The organism is Candidatus Magnetobacterium casense (genome assembly GCF_000714715.1).
GTDB classification, from domain to species: Bacteria; Nitrospirota; Thermodesulfovibrionia; order Thermodesulfovibrionales; family Magnetobacteriaceae; genus Magnetobacterium; species Magnetobacterium casense.
In genome coordinates this window covers 46735-66803 of the sequence record NZ_JMFO01000017.1, presented here as the reverse complement: position 1 = coordinate 66803, position 20069 = coordinate 46735, and the positions used below count along the sequence as shown (strand labels likewise).

General features: G+C 49.2%; 20 protein-coding genes. 14 read left to right on the top strand and 6 right to left on the bottom strand.

The genetic code is table 11. From position 1 onward, the window contains the following. Together Mcas_RS10155 and Mcas_RS19235 are read right to left on the bottom strand one after the other, a co-directional pair. Positions 1 to 347, bottom strand: a 347-nt coding sequence (locus Mcas_RS10155; RefSeq protein WP_040335418.1) for a transposase, incomplete at its 3' end; no start/stop codon positions are given. Between the two features lie 66 nt (positions 348 to 413). After that, entirely contained in the window at positions 414 to 596 is a 183-nt protein-coding gene (locus Mcas_RS19235; RefSeq protein WP_081853769.1) for a DUF4160 domain-containing protein, read from the bottom strand. Between the two features lie 411 nt (positions 597 to 1007). On the opposite strand from Mcas_RS19235, the gene panB reads away from it, so the two are divergent. After that, positions 1008 to 1808, top strand: coding sequence for a 3-methyl-2-oxobutanoate hydroxymethyltransferase (panB, locus tag Mcas_RS10150; RefSeq protein WP_040335435.1), 801 nt, complete (start codon positions 1008 to 1010; stop codon positions 1806 to 1808). A 68-nt stretch (positions 1809 to 1876) separates the two neighbouring features. Here panB and Mcas_RS10145 read toward each other — a convergent pair whose 3' ends face one another. Continuing rightward, positions 1877 to 2482 (bottom strand): phosphoribosylanthranilate isomerase, encoded by a 606-nt coding sequence (locus Mcas_RS10145; protein WP_040335417.1) that lies wholly within the window; start codon positions 2480 to 2482, stop codon positions 1877 to 1879. Continuing rightward, a complete protein-coding gene (gene moaC / locus Mcas_RS10140) occupies positions 2472 to 2951 on the bottom strand; it encodes a cyclic pyranopterin monophosphate synthase MoaC (protein ID WP_040335416.1) in 480 nt (159 codons plus the stop codon). Before moaC ends, Mcas_RS10145 begins: the two co-directional genes overlap by 11 nt. 547 nt (positions 2952 to 3498) lie before the next feature. Here moaC and Mcas_RS10135 point away from each other — a divergent pair. The 6 genes from Mcas_RS10135 to Mcas_RS10110 all read left to right on the top strand — a co-directional run bounded on the left by Mcas_RS10135 (position 3499) and on the right by Mcas_RS10110 (position 10155). Next, the gene (locus Mcas_RS10135; RefSeq protein ID WP_040335415.1) at positions 3499 to 5487 is read left to right on the top strand and encodes an NACHT domain-containing protein; all 1989 of its coding nucleotides are present in this window, start codon (positions 3499 to 3501) and stop codon (positions 5485 to 5487) included. A gap of 558 nt (positions 5488 to 6045) precedes the next feature. Continuing rightward, on the top strand, positions 6046 to 6303 hold the full coding sequence (locus Mcas_RS10130) for a hypothetical protein (protein WP_040335414.1): 258 nt from the start codon (positions 6046 to 6048) through the stop codon (positions 6301 to 6303). Positions 6304 to 6479: 176 nt separating this feature from the next. Further along, positions 6480 to 8162: a DNA repair protein RecN gene (gene recN, locus Mcas_RS10125; RefSeq protein ID WP_040335413.1), complete on the top strand. Its 1683-nt coding sequence runs from the start codon at positions 6480 to 6482 to the stop codon at positions 8160 to 8162. A gap of 21 nt (positions 8163 to 8183) precedes the next feature. Next, positions 8184 to 8399: a 4Fe-4S binding protein gene (locus Mcas_RS10120; RefSeq protein WP_040335412.1), complete on the top strand. Its 216-nt coding sequence runs from the start codon at positions 8184 to 8186 to the stop codon at positions 8397 to 8399. 36 nt (positions 8400 to 8435) lie between these two features. Then, the gene (locus Mcas_RS10115; RefSeq protein ID WP_040335411.1) at positions 8436 to 9224 is read left to right on the top strand and encodes an MlaE family ABC transporter permease; all 789 of its coding nucleotides are present in this window, start codon (positions 8436 to 8438) and stop codon (positions 9222 to 9224) included. Positions 9225 to 9426: 202 nt separating this feature from the next. Beyond that, positions 9427 to 10155, top strand: coding sequence for an ABC transporter ATP-binding protein (locus Mcas_RS10110; RefSeq protein ID WP_040335410.1), 729 nt, complete (start codon positions 9427 to 9429; stop codon positions 10153 to 10155). A gap of 121 nt (positions 10156 to 10276) precedes the next feature. Here the strand turns inward: Mcas_RS10110 and Mcas_RS10105 are convergent, their stop codons facing one another. Together Mcas_RS10105 and Mcas_RS10100 are read right to left on the bottom strand one after the other, a co-directional pair. Continuing rightward, positions 10277 to 10678, bottom strand: a complete 402-nt coding sequence (locus tag Mcas_RS10105) for a PIN domain-containing protein (RefSeq protein ID WP_162176304.1) — start codon at positions 10676 to 10678, stop codon at positions 10277 to 10279. Between the two features lies 1 nt (position 10679). After that, positions 10680 to 13487, bottom strand: a complete 2808-nt coding sequence (locus Mcas_RS10100; protein ID WP_052567135.1) for a pentapeptide repeat-containing protein — start codon at positions 13485 to 13487, stop codon at positions 10680 to 10682. A gap of 254 nt (positions 13488 to 13741) precedes the next feature. Here Mcas_RS10100 and Mcas_RS10095 point away from each other — a divergent pair, with 254 nt between their 5' ends. The 7 genes from Mcas_RS10095 to Mcas_RS10065 all read left to right on the top strand — a co-directional run bounded on the left by Mcas_RS10095 (position 13742) and on the right by Mcas_RS10065 (position 20031). Next, complete coding sequence (locus tag Mcas_RS10095; protein ID WP_040335409.1) at positions 13742 to 14335, top strand: hypothetical protein; 594 nt, start codon at positions 13742 to 13744, stop codon at positions 14333 to 14335. After that, positions 14290 to 14886, top strand: coding sequence for an ATPase (locus Mcas_RS10090; protein ID WP_052567134.1), 597 nt, complete (start codon positions 14290 to 14292; stop codon positions 14884 to 14886). The genes Mcas_RS10095 and Mcas_RS10090 overlap by 46 nt, the downstream gene beginning before the upstream one ends. A gap of 2 nt (positions 14887 to 14888) precedes the next feature. Then, positions 14889 to 15119 (top strand): hypothetical protein, encoded by a 231-nt coding sequence (locus Mcas_RS10085; RefSeq protein WP_040335408.1) that lies wholly within the window; start codon positions 14889 to 14891, stop codon positions 15117 to 15119. A 12-nt stretch (positions 15120 to 15131) separates the two neighbouring features. Continuing rightward, entirely contained in the window at positions 15132 to 16721 is a 1590-nt protein-coding gene (locus tag Mcas_RS10080) for a glycoside hydrolase family 57 protein (protein ID WP_040335407.1), read from the top strand. A gap of 218 nt (positions 16722 to 16939) precedes the next feature. Then, on the top strand, positions 16940 to 17386 hold the full coding sequence (locus Mcas_RS18500) for a GspMb/PilO family protein (RefSeq protein ID WP_040335406.1): 447 nt from the start codon (positions 16940 to 16942) through the stop codon (positions 17384 to 17386). 21 nt (positions 17387 to 17407) lie between these two features. Continuing rightward, positions 17408 to 17896, top strand: a complete 489-nt coding sequence (locus tag Mcas_RS10070; RefSeq protein WP_156033302.1) for a hypothetical protein — start codon at positions 17408 to 17410, stop codon at positions 17894 to 17896. Further along, positions 17893 to 20031, top strand: coding sequence for a secretin GspD/PilQ domain-containing protein (locus tag Mcas_RS10065; protein WP_081853768.1), 2139 nt, complete (start codon positions 17893 to 17895; stop codon positions 20029 to 20031). Before Mcas_RS10070 ends, Mcas_RS10065 begins: the two co-directional genes overlap by 4 nt. The last annotated feature ends 38 nt before the right edge of the window (positions 20032 to 20069 follow it).

The window sequence follows — 20069 nt, the reverse complement described above, 5'->3', positions numbered from 1 at the left end:
GCACGTGAGAATGTTGATTCTGATGGTATATCTTGTATTTTAGCAAATCCACATATCTTTCTCAGATTTGGCATCGTTTTTAGAGATTCTATCAAAAGACTTGTCGTAGGGTAATTATAGACAACTTTGGCTACAAACGCTCTGCCAATTGCATACCTCTCCTTGAGTTTACGACCTATGCATTGACTGTCTACCCACCACATATGTCTTTCTATCTGAACTATCTCCAGGATTGTAACTAACTGCTTTTGTTTCTTGGTTATTGGATCGGTAAGTATTTCTTCCAACTCTGGGAACAGTACCCGTTGTATATTTCCTGCTAACCATGATATACTCTCTAATAACATTATGTTCTCCTTTTAATCTATTATATTTAGGTGTTATATTATAGCACAAAGAGAACTAAAAAAGGTTTAGTTTAGGAGTTTTGCAAGAGGCTCCGTTGTATTAAATCCTATGCTATGATGCAATCTCACCGGCTCCAACCAAAACTTTGCAATCCTGTCGTCACATTCAACGTGGACGTGCTTAGGTTCACTACCATCTGCAGAGTAAAAGAAAAACCTATAAGAACCTACCCTAAGTACATTTGGCATTGTTTACAAATTGTCTCTTTATCTGTCAATGTTTTCAATGTAAAATTCAACAGCCTCTTCTATGTTGGCCATTGTCTCTTCAAATATTTCACCCTGAGTATGGCAACCTTCCATGAATCTTAATATGACATCACTATGACTCCATACATATTAAGTATAACATACCAGCTACAAAAACTCGCTGTATCACTTCACGGATGTAAAGTTCAACAGCCTCTTCTATGTTGGCCATTGTCTCTTCAAATGTTTCACCCTGAGTATGGCAACCTTCCATGAATCTTATATGACATCACTTGACACCATACATATAACTATAACATAAGTACATGGTTGTTATGCTAAAATATCAGTGCATTTTTATCTTGCAGGTTTTATCTGTAGTGATTGCTGAAACAGGAGAGTGATGACGTTATGCCAAGGGTTACGATAAAGGATTTTTTTGAGAAGAAGGAACACAAGCGCAGTCTCAGTCTGATAACGGCCTATGATTATCCCTTTGGGCGCATAGTGGATGAGGTAGGTTTTGATGCGGTGCTGGTGGGAGATTCCCTTGCTATGGTGGTGCAGGGGCAGGAGAACACGATGGCCGTAACGATGGATGAGATGGTATATCACACGCGACTTGTCTCAAGGGCCGTGACGGGTGCGATGGTCATCGGGGACATGCCGTTTATGTCGTACCAGGTTTCGGTGTCCGATGCGGTGAGAAATGCCGGTCGTTTTATCAAGGAGGCGGGTGCGCAGGCCATCAAGATCGAAGGAGGTTCGGAGGTGTTGCCTCATGTGCGTGCAATCGTGCGTGCCGAAATCCCGGTGATGGCGCACATCGGTCTGACCCCGCAGGCGTTATACAGGATGGGGGGGTACAAGGTCCAGGGCAGGACGGATGAGGCCAGGAGGCGGCTCGTCGATGATGCCAACAGGTTGCAGGATGCCGGCGCATTCAGCATCGTGCTTGAAGCCATACCGGCAGAGCTTGCAAGGGAGATCACCGATGCCCTCGACATCGCAACCATAGGGATCGGCGCCGGGCCACATTGCGATGGCCAGATTCTGGTCTTGCATGACGTCATAGGATTGTTTGACAGATTTGTGCCCAAATTCGTCAAAAAGTACGCCAACATCAAAGAGGTCGCCGTCAACGCCCTCAGGGCATACAAGGAAGAGGTGGAAACCGGCCTGTTTCCGTCCGAAAAAGAGAGCTTCAAGTAGCAGGACAGTTCTTTGTGTATTCGGCGTCGGGGGAAGTGCCAGCGCCGTGGGAGTGTCGGGGATACGTTTTACAGTCGCTTGGCTTCTTTGATAAATGCCCTTATTTTGTCGTGATTTTTTTTTCGTTTTGTGTCTTCAACGGCGGAGCTGACATCCACCGCATAGGGCCTGACCCTCCTTATGGCGTCCCTGACGTTTTCGACGGTCAGGCCACCTGCAAGCACTATCCTGCCAAACCGTCCGGCCTCCATGGCGATGTCCCAGTTAAACAGTTTACCCGTGCCGCCGTAGGCCTTGTCATCGTAGGTGTCGAGCAGCCAGGCATGTACCTTGTATGACTGCAACACACCGAGGTCTACGAAGTCTCTCACCCTGAAGGCCTTGATAACCTTACTCCATACGCCGGAAAGCTCCGCCCCCTCATCCCCGTGCAACTGCACAACGTCAAGGCCGCTCTGCGTCATCTTTTCAATCACAGTCGCCGCACCCTCGTTGACAAACACACCGACCGTCGTGATAAACGGGGGCAAATCCCTGACGATTGCCGCAACCTCTTGTGGCGTTACGCATCGGGGACTCTTGTCGTAGAAGACAAAGCCAAGGGCATCTGCCCCGGCCTCCGCTGCGGCAATGGCATCATCGGCGTTTGTTATTCCGCATATCTTAACCTTCACGTTTATAGCTTCCACCCCGGCCCCCGTGTTTTTCAAGCAGCATGATATCCTTTATGACCATTTTCTTATCCACCGCCTTGCACATGTCATAGATGGTCAGGGCCGCAACGCTAACAGCCGTCAGGGCCTCCATCTCAACGCCGGTCTGGCCGCTTACCTTGACTGTCGCCAGGATGTCGATGCAGTTGTATTGTTCGTTGATCGTAAAATCCACGGTAACGCTGGTTATGTTCAGCGGATGACACATTGGGATCAGAAAGGGCGTCTGTTTTGCCCCCGCAATGGCCGCCACACGCGCAACCGCCAGGACGTCCCCCTTGGACAACCCACGGTCCTTAATCAGCCTGAGCGTCTCCGGCCTCATCAAAACCTTGCCACCTGCAATGGCCACCCTGGCAGTTATCGGCTTATCGGTGACGTCTACCATCTTGGCCCTTCCCTCGTCGTCAAAGTGCGTCAGTTCGCTCATACCTTAAAACCCTCCTTTTACACAACACGGTATCTTGGTGTACATACCCCTATTGTACCACATCAGAGGCAAGTTTTTCCCACCCGCAAGGGGTCACGGCCAGGGCAATCGCATTTGACCGTAAGAGATAAAGAAAGGGGCGGCTCCGCTTCTTTTTCGCTCCAGGACGCTCCTGGCCCCTTCAGAACCCCCTGCAAGGGGGCCAGCCCCCTTTTATGCCGGGGGTCGCTGACCCCTTGACCCCATAATGGTGTTGGTTGGCAGGTTGGGTGCGGTTGAAAAATATATTTGCGCTGTGATACAATTATACAGGGTTGTATTTTAATCGAGGAACGATAAAAAAGGCAGGTGTAGGAGTCGTTTATGGAATGGGCTAAGTTTATATCCGGTTTAACGGGTGTTGATTATACCATAAATAGCAACCGTACTTGGGGCAGTTGGTTGGATATCCAGAGTCGTATGGAAAAAGAAAAGGAGTAAGTCTCCAACCGACAAGGCTACTGAAAATAAAAATGAACCCCTCACTGTCATTGCAATCAAAGAAAAAGTGGGTGGTACTTTACATAAATGGGATGAGGCTGTAGCAGAAACGATATCTCCCACCGTAAGTCCTTCCCAAGAGTTTGAAGAACGATACCGCAAGAGGATCATACTTGACCACAACACGTTTAACACGAAGGGACTTGGCCTGATCGATTCCTTTGCGCTTGATCTTGATCAAGTCTTTGTAGATGTACGAATCGACCCGAGCAGTAATCCTAATAAGCCTCTGACAAACCTGATAGAGAGCAAAACACTTGAAAAGACAAAACACATTTGGGATTTCATACGCATCAGCGAGGAAGGACGGAGGAAAAATCAAAGGGTTGAAGGTTATGCCCTGATTGGTCCGCCAGGCTGTGGAAAGACCACTCTGCTTCAGAATATCGCTGTCATTCTTGCGGACAAACGTCATGAGCAGTATAATATACGTCAGTATGTGCCTATTTTTATCCCAATAAGGCAGGTTGTAAAGGAAATAGTACAATGCTCAAAATCGAAATCAAAAAATCTTAATCTTGGAGACATTGCAAAGGTTTATTTTGACAATGAGGTATTATTTCCCAATCTCAAACCGCGTAATACGTGGTTTGAGGGTAAGTTGAAGACGGGTGACTGTATAGTTCTCCTTGATGGTCTGGATGAGGTTGGAAACTTGGAGTATAGAAAGAAGGTCTCCGATTGGGTCAAAAGGCAGATCGAAACGTATACAGCCAGTTTGTTTATCCTGACGTCTCGACCACTTGGGTATATAGCTGCCCCACTTCAGGGTGCTTATGTTCTCGAGGTACAGAACTTTAATGCCGAACAAGTAAAACGCTTTATTAACAACTGGTATCTTGCAAACGAAATAAGAAGTGAAGGTAACGTGCTCAACGATAAAGTGCGGGAGAGAGCCACCCGTGGAGCAACAGACCTCCTTCAGCGTCTGCAAACAGTTCCTGCGCTAAACGCCCTTACCGCAAATCCTCTGTTGCTGACGATGATAGCGATGGTTCATAGGTATAGAAGCGCTCTGCCCGGCAGTCGAGCTGAACTTTATGGCGAGATATGCGAAGTAATGCTCGCTCGTTGGCGTCAGGTGAAAGTGGTAGAAGATAAATATACCTCCAAGCAAAAGAGAAGTATCCTTGAACCACTTGCCTGCAATATGATGGAAAAAAGGATACGCGAAATATCAAGAAAAAACGCAGTAAAGCTCACTTTGAAAGCCTTGCACCGTATAGGAGTTAAAAAAGATGAAGAAGAAGGCTTTTTTGTAAACCTGCAAGAGTCTAGCGGCCTTTTAGTCGAGCGGGAAGAGGGGATACTCAGCTTTGCCCACCTTACCTTTCAGGAGTTTTTGACAGTTTCATGTTGGTTGAGCAAAAAGAGCAGCAAATGTGATTGGGTAAAACTTGTAAGTGACAGTTGGTGGCATGAGACATTGAGATTGTATGCAGCACTTGAAGATGCAACAGATATCATCAAGGCATGCCTTGAGGTAAAAACGATACCTTCTTTAACACTGGCTCTTGAGTGCCTTGAGGAGGCACAAATGATTGATGTTGAAGTTCGCGAGAACATTGGAGGATTTTTTGCACGTAACGTCGAGTCTCCTGATGAAGACCTGCGAAAAATCGACTTGGAAGTTATCATGAACCGACAGCTTAAATTATTCACTCCTATAGATGACAGACGGCAAATAAGCAAAGACTATGTAACGCATGCGCAATATCAGTTGTTTATTGATGATAAGCGGAAAAAGGGAATTAACCTACAACCTGACCATTGGTTGTATTACATATTTCCAGCAGGCAGTGCCAATGAACCAATCACTGGCGTCAGACTTAACGATGCAGAGGAGTTTTGCAAATGGCTTACGGAGAGGCAGGGTGGAACGATAACGATGCTGTATCGTCTACCAACGTTGCAAGAGGCTATGGATTGTGTAACAATGTTTGATAAAATTGCCACATGGTGTGGGGAAAAAGGCAATGAGAGACTTTTTGGGTAGTCCTGTAGAGGTAGTGATACTATCCTTTGATGGTTTTTCCTAATCAGGCATTTAATGCTGTTTTTAAAGATGGATTCCCATTTTCGTGGGAATGACAGGGAATGGCTTTTTTAGCTCGTCTATGTCATTCCTGCGTAAGCAGGAATCCAGAAGTGCAAAGGGCAGGTGATGTTCATTTTCATGGACTATTGAATAATGAGGGTTTAGTCTACATGCATCACTACCTCTACAGGACTACCACTTTTTGGATTAACTGAGGAGATAATAAAGGGATTAAACAAAGGTTTCCATGAGCGATTAAACTCACCATTTATAATATCTCCCGATATCGACATTATAAATATCTGTGCCCTTACCCGTGCCCTTGCCCCTGCCCTTGTCCGTGCCCGTGCCCTTACCCTTGCCCTTGACCGTTCCCTTGACCTTGTCCGTGTCCTTATAGATAATAGCAAGATAGCAGATGATATTGCAAGCAAAAATTATAATATCGCTTTAGAAAAAATTAAAACTGTATTGTCAGGCGATCATGACAAGTATGTTAAGAGACGTGCTGCATTATTGGAAGATATATTGCATATTGTTACTTCAAATACTGATAAAGAAAGCATTATTGCTTATAGAAAATACTTGGCTCGTATTTTTGAATATATCTATATCGGCTTTGATGAAATGGAAGCCAAAGAAAGAAACAAAAACAAAGACGCTCAACAATACGCTTTACACCTCTACATATGGAGCCAGTTAATTTTGGCCAGGATCGAGGGCAAACTTCCGGCGTGGGAGGGTATCCGCCTGGTCCGCGAACAGGTCAGATAGCCAAACGCAGCACTTTAATGGGGTCAAGGGAACTGGTCCCCTTGCGGGAGGGGTCTGAGGGGAGGGCGGAGCCGCTCCCCTTCTTTTTCTTTCCCATCTCAAAATGCCCTTGCCATGAGGATCAAGATAGCCTTTGAAAAAACTGCGGCAGCCGTGCTATAATACTAACGTTCTTTATGCTTACTGGATTGTTTATAAAAAACTTCGCTATAATTCGCAGCGCCAGAATAGAGATAGGCCGTGGATTGAGCGTACTGACCGGTGAGACCGGCTCAGGGAAGTCGATCATCGTCGATGCGCTGGGGCTGATCCTCGGCCAGAGGGGTCAGGTTAGCTTCATCAAGGCCGGTACCAAGGAAACCACCGTGGAGGCCACATTTGACGTGGACGACAACCCCGTCACACAACGACTGGGTATCACCCTCGAAAGCGGTCTGATCCTGCGCAGACACCTCTCCACTGCCGGCAAAAACCGTGTCTACGTCAACGAAAACTCCGTCAGCATACAGACCCTTGCAGAGGTCGGATCGTACCTCGTTGACGTCCACAGCCAGCATGAACACCAGAGCCTGCTCCTGCGCGAGCGACAACTGGCCGTCGTGGACTCCTTTGGCAAGGTCGGCGACGACGTAAAACGCTATGCCGAAACCCTTAAGCGATACAACGAACTGGTCGAGGCACGGGCAAACCTCAACACCAACATCAAGGAGCGCAACCAGAGGATTGACCTGTTGCGGTTTCAGATAAAGGAGATAGAGGCCGCCGACATCAGGGAAAACGAAAAAAATGCGCTGACCCGTGAACTGGGTATGCTCTCCAACCTCAACGTCATCAAGGAGTTGAGCGAGGATAGCTACATGCTGGCAAACTCCAAGGAGGACTCAATCGTTGACCAGGTGCAACGCCTGTGCGAATATCTGACGCAGTTGACACGCTACGACGAAAGCACCGACGAAATGCTGAAGATGGCAACCGAGGTGCAGTCCTACGTATCGGAGCTGTCGTTGATCCTGCGACGGTACAAGGACGGCATCGACTACTCGCCCGAGCGCCTGGAGGAGGTTGAGGAGCGGATCGACCTGATAAAGAAGCTCGAAAAAAAGTACGGCGAAGGCGCCGATACGATAAACAAGTACAGACATGATGCACAGCATGAGCTTGAGGGCCTGCTATCGGTGGATGAGAGACTAGACGCCCTGGATGCCGAAATAGCCGACCTCAAGGTCAGCCTCAACGACCAGGCCCTTGCCATCTCCGCCAGACGTGCTGAGACAATCGTCCGGTTGCAGGAGGACATAAACGCCTCTCTGCGGGAGTTGTCGTTTCCCCGGGCCGCCTTTGAGATACGCCAGACGGTAAACAGGGCGCCGGATGAGTCGCTGCGTTTTATGGGCAATGGCGTAGACCTTGTCGAGTTCATGTTCTGTGCAAATCCCGGTGAACCCCTCAGACCGCTTAACAAGGTTGCCTCCGGCGGAGAGCTGTCACGACTCATGCTTGCGCTCAAGGCCTGCCTGGCCGATGTCGATGACATTCCGGTGCTGGTCTTTGACGAGGTGGATGCCGGCATCGGTGGAGAGACGGCTGAAACCGTCGGGGAGAAGTTAAAGGCCCTCTCCCGCAAACATCAGGTGTTGTGCATCACGCACCTGCCACAGATAGCGTGCAGGGCCGACAGACACATACGCGTATCAAAGAAGGTTATAGGCGACGGGGCCGATGCAAAGGTCGAAATAAAGGTCGAAAAGCTCTCCGAGGACGAAAGGCAGAAGGAGCTTGCCCGTATGCTCAGTGGAGGCGTCACGGATATTTCGCTCAAACATGCACGACAGTTGTTGCAGAAACACAAGGGTAAGTAATATGGCAATGCGTATTGAGCCATGAGGGGAAGGGTTGAGATCAGCCCTGAGTTGTGTAAGGGGTGTGAGTTTTGCATAGTTGCATGTCCCCAGGGGATCATTGCGTTGAGTGAGCGGTTTAATTCGATGGGTTATTTTCCTGCCGTTGTAACGGACATGGACAGATGCACGGGGTGTACGCTGTGTGCGCAGATGTGTCCGGAGTTGGCCATAGAGGTCTGGCGGCAAGAGGGGTGATGATGGCAAAGGAGGGCTGATGGTAATGGAGGACTGATGGTAAGCGGAATATTCAGGGCAATAGGGCGTGCGTTTTTGGCCTTGGTGCGTGACATCGGGCGGAGGGGGGTGTTTTTGGCCGATGCCGCATACTACAGTGTGGTGCCGCCATACAGATGGAGGCTGGTGATTCAGCAGGTATGGTTTTTGGGGTATAAGTCGTTGACTGTTATTTTTATGACGGGGGCATTTGCGGGGATGGTGTTGGCGCTTCAGTTGTTTCACACGTTGAGTAAGTTTGGGGCGGTGTCTTTGCTTGGTCCTGGGATTGCGCTGAGTCTGGTGCGTGAGTTGGGGCCGGTGTTTGCCGCCCTGATGGTGACCGGACGTGCGGGATCTGCGTTGACGGCGGAGCTTGGCATCATGCGCATATCGGAGCAGATCGATTGCCTGTACGTGATGGCCCTGAATCCGTATAAGTACGTCGTGGTGCCGAACTTTATAGCGGCGTTGATAGCCTTTCCGCTTTTGACGGCCATATTTGATGTCGTTGGTATCTTTGGTGGTTATCTGGTGGGTGTTGAACTCCTGGGGATTGGTTCGGGGGAGTATTTTGATGGCATGAGAAGTCACGTGGGGATGGATGACATCATGATAGGGTTTTATAAGTCGCTTGCCTTTGCGGTTATAGTGACGTGGGTGTGTTGTTACAAGGGGTTTTACGTGGGCTATGGCAATTCCGGTCACGGGGCCAGGGCGGTCAGCAGGGCCACGACGGATGCGGTTGTGCAGTCTTCCGTGCTGGTGCTCGTGTGGGACTATATACTGGGGTCGTTTTTTATATAAATAATGGCCATAAATACATTCATGAAATTGATCAGAGACATTGAATTAAGAATAATGGGGTCAAGGGGACTTCTTTCCGGCCGGGGCGCCTCGCCCCTCCCCTTGCGGGGGGTTCTGAAGGGGGGCGGAGGGGGTGGGGCACCCCTGCCACAAACCGCCCCTTTCTTTCTCTTGACGTGTTTATTGGCAGGCGCTTAACTTTATGATTACAATCCGTAATGTTCATAAGACATTTGACGGTCAGCATGTGCTCAGAGGGGTAGACCTCGGCATTGGCGACGGTGAACTGATTGCCATCATTGGCAAGAGTGGCGGGGGCAAGAGCGTCCTGCTCAAGAACATCATCGGGTTACAGAAACCCGACAGCGGCAGCATCTCCTTTGACGGAGTTGATATAACCAGTGTCGATCTCCGGCAGTTGAACAAGGTGCGTGAGCGTTTTGGGGTATTGTTCCAGAGCGGGGCGTTGTTTGATTCCATGACGGTGTATAATAACATAGCGTTTCCGTTGCGCGAGCGTTACAAGCTGCACGAGGCCGAGATCAGGGAACGTGTTACGGCCGCCCTTGGCGAGGTTGGTCTCAGGGACGTGGACAACAAGTATCCCGCCGAGTTAAGCGGTGGAATGAAAAAGCGTGCCGCCCTTGCCCGTGCGCTTGTTACGAAGCCGCAGGTCGTCTTTTTCGACGAGCCAACAACGGGCCTTGATCCCGTTCTGAAGGACTCGATCCACCGACTTATAAAGCAGTGTCACACAAACATCGGTTTTACGGGTATAATCATAAGTCACGAGATACCGGACATCTTTTCCGTAGCCGACCGCGTTGCGATGCTCCACGAGGGCGTGATCGTACAGGATGGCAGCCCGTCGGAAATCATCAACTCGCAGTTGCCCCCGGTAAGGGAGTTCGTCCATGCAGGCAGCTACTAAGAAGGAAAGAAGGGGAGCGGCTCCGCCCCCCTTCAGAACCCCCTGCAAGGGGAGGGGCGAGGTGCCCCGGCCACGAAGAAGTCCCCTTGACCCCATATAACTGTTTATGGCCATGTATTTATCATTTGAATGGATTAACGATAGTCAACTGGTTATAAATCAACATTCCGTGAGTCAAGTCCTCCGTATAGAGGTATTGGCAATCTAGCCGTAATGCTGAAGACAGTATCAAGCTGTCCCAATAAGAAAAATTAAACCGCTCCGATATGCTGGTAGCATCAATGATGGTCTCCATGTCTACAGTTTCAACCTTACATAATCCTTGCACATCATCAAGAACACGCCTAAGTTCATCCCAATCTAAACAAGATTTCCTTCTTCTCATAACGTCTATGAACTCATTAATAACCTGCGTGCTTATTGAAATGTTAGTACAGTTAAGAATGGTTAAAGCAATATCTTGTTTGATTTTATCATCCAAAGAAAACGCATAGACCAATATGTTAGTATCTACAAATATCATGTCATCCACCATATATCTCTTTTCTGCTGAATTTCCATCCGGTTGTATCTATACTTAACTTGTCAACTGAAAGTAACCTCTTTACTCTTTCCAAGGATTCCTGATCAAGCGGTGGAATTTCAAATTTGACATCTGTGAGATAAGTTACGCTGAGGTCGGTATCTGCGACACTGGTTTCGTCGAACTTGGCATCTGTGAAGTCAGCTCCGCTTCGTTTGGCATCCGTGAGGTTGACTCCACGGAGGTCGGCTCTACGGAGGTTGGCTTCACTGAGGTTGGCTCCAAGTAGGTTGGCTCCACTGAGGTTGGCTCCAAATAAGCCGGCTTTACGGAGGTCGGCTTTAAAGAGGTTGGCTTTACAGAGGTTGGTTCTAAGTAAACTGGCTTCACGGAGGTTGGTTCTAAGTAGGTTGGCTCCACTGAGGTCGGCCATAATGAGGTTGGCTCCAAGTAGGTTGGCTCCACTGAGATCGGCTCCACTGAGATTGGCATAGCTAAAATGGGTTATACATAAATTAGCGTCTTTCAGGTTCAAAAAAGATAGACATCTTGCTGCCAACACGTTTTCAAACCAAATCCGCTGCCCTTGAATTCGCTTAAACCATGTTCCAAATGTTTCAGGTGTGGGATGTTCAATATCGCTAATTTTTTCGGTCACGCGGGCACAGGCATTTAAGGCAACAAGCAACGCCTCTTCTGCATTCCTCGAGTGAGAGAGCATTTTGGGGAATGTGTCAACTTTTCTGCTTTCGGTACTGGCTGATTCCATTGGCATACCATTCTTCAACGCATAGTTGAACAATTTGGTGAAACACCCCTGCCAACTCTCGACTTCTGCACGTGAGTGTAACCGTACCTCATTGAGGAGGAATGGATGTATGTATCGTGAGATGGCATTAGGACCACAGATTTTGGCCCAATGCACAAGTGCATCACGTTCACTCCAACCATCCCAACTGTTTTCGTTTCGTCTCTGCATTTGAATGACAATTATTTTTATAGCCAGAACTATGCGGCAAGCCGCCAAATACTCACCAAAACTCTTGTGCGTAAAGACAAACGTCTTGTCTCCAACTTCATCATGTCCAGACTTGCGAAAAAAAAACGCGGCAAGCAGTCGTGTCACACCAGCCTCTGCCGCCTCCATAAAATCCTTAAGCTGTTTATCAAGACCGCTTTCCTTGCAGAGAGCCTCTATCTCCCGCACTGTTGTAATGCGTCCTTCACCACTCTGCCACGCCGCAAGTCCAACCTCTTCAAGCACACGCTTAAAATCTTTGAGTTCCATACAAAAATTACGATTTTCACATTCGCGCCCATGCACTGCGTCCATCAGGTCATTGTAAATCTTATTGAGATTGACTTCCTGTGAAAAGTCTATCTTTCCACGTATGTAACTCAGGGCTAACAGGTAATTCAACAGTGGTTGAGCGGTGATCTCATCGAGGTCTTTGCGTTTAAGCTCATCCGGCATGGCTGCATATGGCTTATCTTTTAAATGACCGTAGTTTTTCCACCAGTCATGGCGCAGGTCGTGTTGCAAAATATCTCCTGAGTCGTTGTATTTTTCCTTGTCCTCATCAGACAGAAAATATGGCAGAAGCGTAATAATTTGACGTTCCCGTCTGAACTCCGTCTCGTTCTCCTGCACGACGAGTTCACGCCCACTTGTAAGCACCCGGAGACGGAACTCAGCAAGATTGTATTTTTTGACGGTTAATTCGACCTCACGTACAAATGCCTTGGCTGCTTCAGCCGCTATCTTACCCTGACCTGCCAACTCGTCCAGGCCATCAAGGATCACCAACAGGTCAGGCTCAGGAGAATCAAGATCAAGTGGATTCTGTGTAAGTATTCCTTCGGCTTTAACAAACTTGCCAATCTGTTCTGCGAAGTCTTTGGTTGCGTTGAGCATATGCAAGGGTATGTAAATGACTTTTGCCTGTCCTTTCTGAGTCACCCTGGCCGCAAATATCTTGGCGAAGGTCGATTTTCCGCTGCCTGGTCCGCCGCTGATGACACGTATGGCATCTTCCTTCTTTGTACCCTGCAACCATTGTGTGATCTCATCTTCAAGGGTAACAACAATGCGGCGTTGGTTTTCCCTGGAGTCCCCCTCAACGTAATATGCGTTAAGCGGGACATACAACTGTTTCAGACCAAAAGGCTCACCGAAGACCTGTTCCTCTGCATTTTCCTGAAGCTTTTTAGCATACCTGATCCATGCCATGTCGCGCTCAAGGGCCTTCCTGAACGGCCCCTCCAGTGCCCCGAGGATTGGCCGGTATGTCTCTTCATTTTTGCGCCACTCCCGATCGAGTGCCCTGACAAAAAAATCCGGCAACTGATTGACGATTGACTGAGGATCGTTCGTCAGGTTTTCCCTTTTGCCGAGCCACTGTCTGATAACTTTGATGATGTCTTTTAATACCGGTAATTCCTTTGGGCGATCTATAAACCTTCTGTCTATAGTAACCTCATTTTCGGCAAGGGCATCACCCAAGACATGAAAAAAGTTGTCATACTCAAGTTGAGCCGTGGCATCATCCTTATCAACGTGCTGCCCCAACAGCTCAATCAAGGCATTTAAGAGTGATTTTGCGATTAACAAAAATACGCTATTCTCTAAACTCTCCTTAGGCTTAATCGCTGTAATCAGATCAATAGCATTGGCGCCGGCAGCCCACCATTTTCCCGTTGACACGTTACCAATGCCGTTGGATAACGCCTTGAAAAAATCCTTAAAATTAACCTTAAGCGACATTGCCTCAGGTCTTATTGCCTCAATCCCCGAACCACCGTTAGCCATAAACCCACTCCTCTTTTTCTTACGTAATTTAGCACCGTCACAGACGCTATAATTATAGTCTACCCCCGCATCGGGCAAAAAATCCAGTGAAGTTTACTTCACATCGCCATACATAATAGCCGTTATTGTTGGTTTGCATAACTGAGATTGACGCCGGTGAGATTGGCTCCCGTGCGTGAGCGTTACAAGATGTGTGATGTGTTTCCAAATTTGACATTGGTTTGGTCTATCTGTTACGATGACTGATGCAGTATATGGAGATGTGTCAAAAAGACAATACGACAGACGACGTGGTGTTTTCACATACGATAGAGGTTTTTGCCTCCGAGGACAGCCGCTATCCGATACAGGACGAGTTTGAGATACCACGGGGATACGACCTCAATGAGGTGGTAGTGCTTCCGGTGAACAAGGGTACTGTCTTTGTCTACTGGGAGATAACGGAGGGCTTCCTAAGCCAGTGGCGGGAACAGTTGCGGAGGCAACTATCAGACCTCTCCGGCGCCGACCTCATCCTGGCGGCCTTTGAGTTGTCCTCGGGACGGGTAAGACACATCACCACCTTTGCCCTGCCCACGCTCTCAGGCAAGAGATACATTAGTTACCAGGGCAACTTTAATCCCACTGTGGCCATCGTAGGTGCAGTCAAAGGGGGTGTGTTTTACGACATGCTCATCTCACGCACTATATACTATCCGCCGTACAGACTGGAAGGCATTGACGAAATTATAAACGAGCTACGACACAGATATGGTAGGTCAGGGGCAAAGCCTCCCGATTCGGACAACCAGGTGGCAGAACCGTGGGAGTACACCTTCAGCGGTTCAAGCGTGGAGAGGCGATCATAGAGGTCTATATCATAGCCGGCCCCAACGGCAGTGGTAAGACAACCTTCGCAACGGAATTTATGAATGAGCGTGGTTTGCAATACCTCAATGCAGATGAAATAGCCAAGGCGCTAAGTCCACACAACGTCGATAGTGTGAGGATTAAAGCGGCAAGGATGTTTTTTGCGCAAATCGACAGGTGTGTAAATGAAGGCGTATCCTTTATAGTAGAGATGACACTGGCCGGTAAAAATTACCTGAAGATCGAAAAATTAAAGTCACTTGGTTACAGGGTCTGCGTGATTTATATCTTCGTAGACACCTCAGACGTATCTATCGAGAGGATTCAACGCAGGGTGCAGAATGGCGGGCATCACGTCCCCGATGATGATGTGGTACGGAGGTTTCACAGGAGCATGCAAAACTTTTGGCATGTATACAGGCAATTAGCCTTTAGTTGGGAACTTATATATAACGGCGGGAAAAGTTTTATAAAAGTAGCAAAAGGCCAACAAGACGATTATGACGTAAAAAACGAACAGTTCTTTGCACTATTTAAGGAGGGCATATAGTCATGGATGAGAAGACATGGAAAGAATTGGATAATCAGTTGACAGAGCATGAGAGGATAGGGCAGGTTGCGGTTAAAAAGGCTCAGGAAGCACTGAGAAAAAAAGGGCTGCCTATTGTCTACTGCGATGATCGGAAGATGTATTTTGAGATGCCTGATGGGACTGTCCTGACACGTGATGATTACTACAGACGCTACAAGAAGTCTGAACCGCCGGTTACGGCTGGTGCTTAGAGTGCCTTTGCTATGACACAGGGCTACTGGTTACCGGTGCTGCACAGCCACCTTCCGTTTGTAAAGCACCCGGAGTACGACTACTTCCTGGAGGAGCACTGGCTGTTTGAGGCCATAACCGAAACCTACATCCCCCTGTTGATGATCATGCAGAGGATGGTTGACGAAGGTGTTGGCTTCCGGCTGACTACGTCCGTGACCCCCACGCTTGCCGAAATGCTGGCCGATGAATACCTCGGACAACGCTACATGAAACACCTGGACAAACTCATAGAGCTATCAGAGAGGGAACTCAAACGTCTGAATAACGACAGGGATTTTCTGCCACTGGCGCTCTTTTATAATCAGAGATTTAACGAAATCAAATCCTTTTACGTAAACGTTCTAAACTGTAATCTTCTTAGCGGCTACGGGCGCTTTATGGATATGGGCAAGCTCGATGTCATCACCTGTGGGGCGACGCACGGATTCTTACCGCTGTTGAGCGTCAATCCGCAGGCCATTGAGGTGCAGATAGGTGTTGCGGTGCAGACTCACACGCGACACTTTGGCAAGGCGCCAAGTGGCATATGGCTGCCCGAGTGCGCCTACTACGAGGGGCTGGATGAGGTGCTCAGGAGACATTCGCTACAATACTTCTTCCTTGACACCCACGGGTTGACCGAGGGCAGTCCGTCTCCAAGGTACAACGTATATGCCCCCGTGTACACCACGCATGGGGTTGCGGCCTTTGCCCGTGACCCGTTGTCCTCGCAGCAGGTGTGGAGTTCCAAGTCCGGTTATCCGGGGGACTTTGACTACCGCGACTTCTACAAGGACATAGGCTACGACCTTGACTTTGACTACATCAAGCCGTACATAAGCCCCGACGGCATACGTGTCTTTACCGGGCTGAAGTACTACCGTGTGACAGGTCTTGCCGACGACAAACACCCCTACATCCCGGAAGCGGCACTGAACAAGGCCATTCTCCACGCCAAGGACTTCTGCTCCAAGCGGGACGACCACATCCGGGCGCTATCCCGTGGCATGGACAGACCCCCGGCAGTCGTCTCCTGCTATGACGCCGAACTGTATGGGCATTGGTGGTTTGAGGGGCCGGAGTTCCTGTACCACGTCTTCTGCCAAACGCACAACGACAACGCTATCAAGGCCATCACCCCGCTGGAGTATCTTTGCAGATTCCATGACAACCAGGTGGTAAGTCCACGGCCGTCCACCTGGGGTGACAAGGGCGGTTACGACGTCTGGCTCAACGACAAAAACGACTGGGTCTACAAGCATCTCTTTTCGATGGCTACAACCATGGAGACCCTGGCCAACGCACACTATCACGAAAGTCATCCGATCACAGTCAGGGTGCTCAATCAGTTGCTTAGGGAACTGCTTCTGAGTCAGAGCAGCGACTGGACATTTCTGATAACCATGGGGACAGCCTCTCAGTACTGCGAAAAGCGAACCAAAGAGCACATCGCAAACTTCAACCGCCTCCTGGAGGGCTTCAGAGCCAGGCGTCTGGATATAAACTTCCTGCAATGGCTGGAACAAAAAAACTCCATCTTCGAAGACCTCAACTTCAGAGTCTTCGCCTGCAAACGTTGATTAAAGGCAAAGGCAAAGGCAAAAGAAAGAAAGGGGCGGCTCCGCTTCTTGTCGCTCCAGGACGCTCCTGGCCCCCTTCAGAACCCCCTGCAAGGGGTCACGGACCCCTTGACCCCTTTATACTGTTACCGTATACGTCATTTTATAATATGCAAGTGAATAAGTCTATCGTATTTTTCTTGATCATCCTTTGTATAATCCGGTTTGTGGCGGTACCCATGCACCGTAAGATTGAGGAGAAGCGTGGGCTGTTGTCGGAGTTGCAGGCCACTTACACCAGCAAACAACAACTGATGCGTCGGTACATGTCGTTGGATGCGGGGGCAGACCCTGCAATCGAACAGGAACTTGCAACCCTCCTGTATCCCAGGGACGCCAACAGAACGGAAATCCAGACCGACCTGGTCAGGGCTGTCACGGGGTTGGCTGAAAAAAGGGCGCTCAATGTGTTAAACTTCCAGTTGCTGGAAGACACGCAGGAGGCTGTGTTGTCTGACGCCTCGGTTTTGATTCGTGTCTCGGGGCAGATCAGGGCAGCCATTGAGCTGTTAAAGGATATATTAGAAGTAAGGCCAATCCTTACGGTAAAGGACGTTGAAATTAGTGGAAGTGGCAACACCTATACGGTTAAACTTATTGTCACGGGTTACATCAGAAGACTCTGACGGTGTGGCCAGGGAGTAGCCTTGTCTGCATTGGGACATACCCTGTTGGTTAGCTTCAGGAGGTACAAGTTCGATGCCTTGATTGTGGTAATCATTGTATCGGTTATGCCTGTTGTGGTGGCGCGCTATGGCAGGATACCTGTCACGGAGGGCAAGGTCACTGCATCCAGTCAAGCGGTGGAGGACAAGGTGTCGTTGATGGCATTACTCCGGCAACAGGGCAGGCAATACGAACATATCTCCGTGCGCAACATCTTCTCCGCCGATGGCAAGTATGCGCCGGAGGTTGCTGCTGCGCCGGTGCCTGCAAAGAGCTATCGCCTTGTCGGGGTATTAAACACCGGCGTAGTGCGGGCCGTGTTGATGGATGAAACGAACGCCCTCTATATATTAAAGGAGAAGGACAAGCTCGGTAATAGTGGCGAGTTGTCGGCCATCAGGGGATTGTCAGTGGTCTTGAAAGACGACAGCGGCGAAAAGGAATTAAAGGTCTTTGACGTAAAGAGATGACAAGGTATTTTTTATTATTGAGCGTAGTCGTGCTGATATCGTTGCACGCATGTAAGACGGCACCCCGCAAGGCGGACCTGGAGCCATTTGGCAGAGTTGCCGGCAGCGACAACGCAACATCGCAGATAGTCCCCGGCAATCGCTTTAAGGAACTCGAGGAGACTGCGCACCAGAAGCCCTCCGGTGACATGGCAGAGTCAATCCAGATGCCATCGTATGAGCAGACGGCAAAGGACAAGCCGGCCTTTGAGCTTCATCCCGTTGACCCCAAGAAATTGACCATGCAAGACAAGCCCGTCATGATAAACGTTGACGGCATGGCGCTGTCGGATTTCATAATATATGCCGTTGGTGATGCCTTAAAGGTAACGTTCTTTATAGATGAGGCGGTCAAGGGTATGAAGACCCCCGTAACGCTGAGGATGACCAAGGAGATGTCCGCTGCCGGCGCCCTGGACATTGTCGTAGAGCTGCTGCGGCAGAAGGGGCTGCTGGTAGGTGAGAAGGCGGGCAGTCTGTACATACTCAAACCTGCAACCGGTACAGACCCAACCGATGTAATGGTTGGCAGGACGCCTGCGGTCAGTTCAATGACGGTGGTTCAGGTGATCAACCTTCGCTACGTGGGTGTTGCCGACCTTGCACCCCTCATAACAGAGCTGTACAAGGGCACCGTGACCACAAAGACCTATCCCAGGGACAATGCACTCATTGTCATGGGGGTGGCATCGGCCATGAAGTCGGTCATCAGCTTCATAGATACAATGGATGTTCCGTATCTTCACCAGAGGAAGCTCTCGCTTCTGAGGTTGACCTATTGGAAACCGGAGGAGTTTGTTACCCAGTTGACGTCCATACTAAAGGGGCTTGGCATACAGGTGTCAGCAGACCACAGAGAGCCCGGGGTAATGCTAATCCAGGTGAAGTCCTTAAACGGCGTGCTGGTATCGACGCCCGACCAACAGGTCATGGACTTCGTGCAGCAGTGGCGGGACAAGCTTGACAGTGCCGAGTCCGCCGGGACTGAGGAGAAGACGTTTTCCTATGTGCCGCGCTACAGTAAGGCCTCCGAGCTGGTGGAATCCGTCCAGAAGCTCTACGGAGTGGTGCATAAGGCAGACGTAAGGGCAAAGGCGGAGGTCAGGTCACCGGTGTCAACCACCCCTGCGGTAACCACAACCGCTACGGCAACCCCTGCCCCTGTTTCGCCCCAGGGGACGGTAACCGAACTCTTTGTACAAGGGTTGAAAATTGCCTCGGATGACAGGAGAAACATCGTAATTATGATGACCACCCCCTCAATATATCGAAACATACTGGGACTGTTGCGGGAAATAGACACACCGCCAAGGCAGGTACTCATTGAGGCCACCATTGCCGAAATGACCCTTGATGACCAAAATAGCATGGGGTTTGAGTGGTATCTTTCTGGGCGTATGCTTGATGGGAAGTTCGCGCTCTCAACGCTGGGACAACTTGGCCTGGATAAAAGCTCTGGTATGGTATACCACTTCACCGCAGACAACTCAAAGGTGGAGTCACTTATCAACATGCTGGCAACCGACAAGAAGATCGAAATCCTCTCCAAGCCACACCTGATGGTTCTGGACAACACGGAGGCCACCATCCAGATAGGCAACGACGTCCCCATCATATCGAGTGAGGTCTCCTCCACAGACGTCAGTTCATCGACAACCACCCCCAGCGTCCTGAGAAACGTCCAGTACAAGAGTACGGGTGTCCTGATGAGGCTAAAACCCACAATCAATGCCGAAGGATTTGTCACCATGGAGATATCCCAGGAGGTCAGCGAGGCACAGACCAACCAGACCTCTAATATAGACTCCCCGCTGATACTGAAAAGACGGATCAACACCTCCGTTGTTGCCGCCAACGGGCAGACTGTTATAATAGGAGGTATAAGATCGAAAAATGTCGATTCTACAGAGAAAAAGGTACCCTTACTTGGCGATATCCCTATTTTGGGATATGCCTTCAAGAGCAGCTCTGACAGGGTCAGAAGGACAGAGCTTATAGTGCTCATCACCCCCAGGATACTGTCAAATCCCGACGACACATCCACTGTCACTCAGGAGATAAAGGGCAGTTTCCTTAGATTTAAGAGAGAAAGATAAGTTTTAAAATTTATCTATTAAAGTTTTTGGAAGGCCCT